This is a genomic window from Streptacidiphilus pinicola (genome assembly GCF_003258295.1).
Taxonomy (GTDB): domain Bacteria; phylum Actinomycetota; class Actinomycetes; order Streptomycetales; family Streptomycetaceae; genus Streptacidiphilus; species Streptacidiphilus pinicola.
On the sequence record NZ_QKYN01000242.1, the window covers coordinates 1 to 3,247 of the forward strand.

Consider the following 3,247-nt stretch of genomic DNA (forward strand, 5'->3'; position numbering starts at 1 on the left):
GAGCGGGCGGGGGAGTTGATCGAGGAGCGGGGGCCGCAGGAGGCGCTGGCGCGCCTGGCGCGGAGGCTGCCGGTGGGGGTGCAGCCACCGGACGGGGCGCGGGAGATCGCGCGGGGCGCGCTGATCGGGGCGCGGCTGATCTGCCGGGGCGAGGCCGGCTGGCCGACGCAGCTGGACGACCTCGGGCCGGTGCGGCCCGTCGCGCTGTGGGCGCGCGGCGCCGGGACACTGCGCGTGCTGGCCGTGCGCTCCGTCGCCGTCGTCGGCGCGCGGGCGTGCACGGGGTACGGGCAGCGCATCGCCGCCGACCTGTCGGCGAGTCTGACCGAGCGCGGCTGGACGGTCTTCTCCGGCGCCGCCTACGGCATCGACGCCGCCGCGCACCGCGGCGCCCTGGTCGTCGGCGGGCCGACCGTCGGGGTCCTCGCCTGCGGCGTGGACCAGGTCTACCCCCGCGCCAACGAGCAACTGCTGCGCCGCATCGCCGAGTACGGCCTGCTGCTGAGCGAACTCCCGCTCGGCGCACACCCGAACCGGCCGCGGTTCCTGCAGCGCAACCGCCTGATCGCCGCCCTCACGCGCGGCACCGTCGTGGTCGAGGCGGCCCGCCGCAGCGGCTCGCTCAACACCGCCCGCTGGGCGGGCGATCTGTGCCGCCAGGTGATGGCCGTGCCGGGCCCGGCCAACAGTTCGCTCTCCGCCGGGGCGCACGAGCTGATCCGCCGTGGCGCGGTGCTCGTCGCCGACGCGGGTGAAGTCGTCGAACAGGTCGGCGAGATCGGAACGGATCTTGCTGCCACGCCGGAGGGGCGTGAACGCATCCGGGACGCGCTCGCTCCTGAGACTCTGCGCGTGCTCGAATGCCTGCCCGCTTCGGCGCGCGGCGGAAGCGTGGAATCCCTGGTCCAGCGTTGCCTGCTGGGCCCGGACGTGGTGCTGCGGCGGCTCTACGAACTGCTGTCCCTCGGACTGGTCGAACGCCTCGGGGCGCACTGGAGGCTGAATCCGGCGTACAAGGGGACTTGATAGCGCTCAGAAACCACGTCGTCACGCTACGCTCGCATCCGTTCCGTTGAATGGCCCAATGGATCGGTAGAACGGCTCAAGCGACGCATGCCCAGGTACGCCAGCTCCCCCGCGGGGGAGCCCCGCAGCATCCCCGGACCCCGCACCGCGCGGGTGCGCACGGTGGACGAGCTCTGGCGTGCCTACAAGCAGACCGGCGACCCCCGGCTGCGCGAACAGCTGATCCTGCACTACTCGCCGCTGGTGAAGTACGTGGCCGGCCGCGTCAGCGTGGGCCTGCCGGCCAACGTGGAGCAGGCGGACTTCGTCTCCTCCGGCATCTTCGGTCTCATCGACGCGATCGAGAAGTTCGACCCGGAGCGCGCGATCAAGTTCGAGACGTACGCGATCAGCAGGATCCGCGGCGCGATCATCGACGAACTGCGCGCGCTGGACTGGATCCCGCGCTCCATCCGGCAGAAGGCGCGCGCGGTGGAACGCGCCTACGCGACGCTCGAGGTCAGCCTGCGCCGCACGCCCGGTGACTCCGAGGTCGCGGCGGAGATGGGCATCCAGATCGAGGAGCTGCACGGCATCTTCAGCCAGCTCTCGCTGGCCAACGTCGTCGCCCTGGACGAGCTGCTGCACGCGACGGGGGAGAGCGGCGAGACGCGGGGCAGCCTGGGCGACACCCTGGTCGACACCGCGGCGGACGACCCGGAGGTGGTCGCCGAGACCCGCGAGGTCCGCCGGCTGCTGGCGCGCGCCATCAACACGCTCCCGGACCGGGAGAAGACGGTGGTGAGCCTCTACTACTACGAGGGGTTCACCCTCGCCGAGATCGGCAACGTGCTCGGGGTGACCGAGAGCCGGGTCAGCCAGATCCACACCAAGGCCGTGCTGCAACTGCGCGCCAAGCTCCGCGACGCACGCTAGACGCCCGCCGGACGACCGCTGGAGACGACGGTCGTTCCGCGCTCCGTGACCTCGACCGACGGTCAAGTGCCCCGGGTACGCTGGGGCCCGTGCCGAGAATCCGCGCAGCCTCCGTCGCCGAGCATCGCCGGCTGCAGCACGACGCGCTGCTCGCCGCTGCCCGCGCGCTGCTCGCCGAGGGCGGGGCGGAGGCGCTGACCTTCCCCAATCTCGCCGCGCGCACCGGGCTGGCCCGCTCCTCGGTGTACGAGTACTTCAAGTCCCGCGCCGCCGTCATCGAAGCGCTCTGCGCCGTCGACCTGCCAGTCTGGGCGGCGGAGGTGGCCGAGGCGGTGCGCGCCGAGGCGACGCCGACGGCGCGCGTCGAGGCCTACGTGCGGGCGCAGCTCGCGCTCGCCGGGGACGCGCGGCACCGGGCGCTCGCCGCACTGTCCGCGCTGGAGCTGGACGCCGCCGCGCGCGAGCGCATCCGCGCCGCGCACGGGCTGTTGGTGGGACCGCTGGTCGAGACGCTGGCCGACCTCGGACACCCGCGGCCCGCGCTCGCCGCGCAGCTGCTGCAGGGCACCGTCGAGGCGGCCGCCAGGCGGCTGGAGTGGTGCGCGGTCGTCGACGAGACGCCGGAGCTCGTGGTCGACGCCGCGGTGGCCCTCGTGCTGGACGGCGTCAGCGGGAGCAAGCGCGCCTGACCGGGGCCGACCAGCGCCAGCGGGTCGAGGTAGTGCCGGCCGCGCAGCAGGCCCCAGTGCAGGCAGCTGACGGGGCAGTGCCCGCCGCGCGCCGCCAGCGTGCCGAGGACCGCCCCGGCCCCGACCGCCTCGCCGACGGCGACCTTGGCCTCGACCGGCTCGAAGGTGGTCCGCAGCGGGGGCGAGCCCGTCCCCGTCAGCTCGACGGAGACCACCGGCTTGCCCGCGATGACGCCCACGTACGAGACGACGCCTGCCCGCACCGAGCGGATCGGCGCCCCGACGGCCGCGGCCAGATCGACTCCCCGGTGCCCGGCCGCCCACCGCACCGGCGGCGGCGCGAACCGCCGCAGCACGTCCGCGAGCGTCCCTCCGGTAGGTAGCGGGCGCACCAGACCTCCGGCCTCGGCCCAACCCCCTGCTCCGCCCCGGAGCGGACTCCCGGCCTGGGCCGCGGACAGCGGGGCGGCCCACTCCGGGCTCCCCGCCCGGCTCCCGGCCGGCCTCCCCGGACCGTCGCCCGCGACCGCGTGGGCCCGGCCCGGTGGGCCCAGCAGCGCCAGGGTCAGCCAGAGCAGCACCCCCAGCGTGAGCAGCGCCCGGCGGCCGCCGGGCGC

The 3,247-nt window shown here is 74.9% G+C and carries 3 protein-coding genes and 1 pseudogene; 3 read left to right on the plus strand and 1 reads right to left on the minus strand.

Annotated features, from left to right (window positions below; translation table 11 throughout):
* The 3 genes from dprA to DN069_RS38440 form a co-directional block, all read left to right on the plus strand.
* Positions 1-1,026 (plus strand): DNA-processing protein DprA (dprA, locus tag DN069_RS38430; RefSeq protein WP_111507883.1); only part of this gene is annotated, 1,026 nt, incomplete at its 5' end.
* 87 nt (positions 1,027-1,113) lie between these two features.
* Positions 1,114-1,941 (plus strand): RNA polymerase sigma factor WhiG, encoded by an 828-nt coding sequence (gene whiG, locus DN069_RS38435; RefSeq protein WP_111507884.1) that lies wholly within the window; start codon positions 1,114-1,116, stop codon positions 1,939-1,941.
* A gap of 89 nt (positions 1,942-2,030) precedes the next feature.
* A complete protein-coding gene (locus tag DN069_RS38440; protein WP_111507885.1) occupies positions 2,031-2,630 on the plus strand; it encodes a TetR/AcrR family transcriptional regulator in 600 nt (199 codons plus the stop codon).
* 32 nt (positions 2,631-2,662) lie between these two features.
* On the opposite strand, the pseudogene DN069_RS42735 reads toward DN069_RS38440, so the two are convergent.
* Positions 2,663-3,211 (minus strand): annotated as a pseudogene (locus DN069_RS42735) (peptidoglycan DD-metalloendopeptidase family protein); the annotation flags it as partial.
* Between the last annotated feature and the right edge of the window lie 36 nt (positions 3,212-3,247).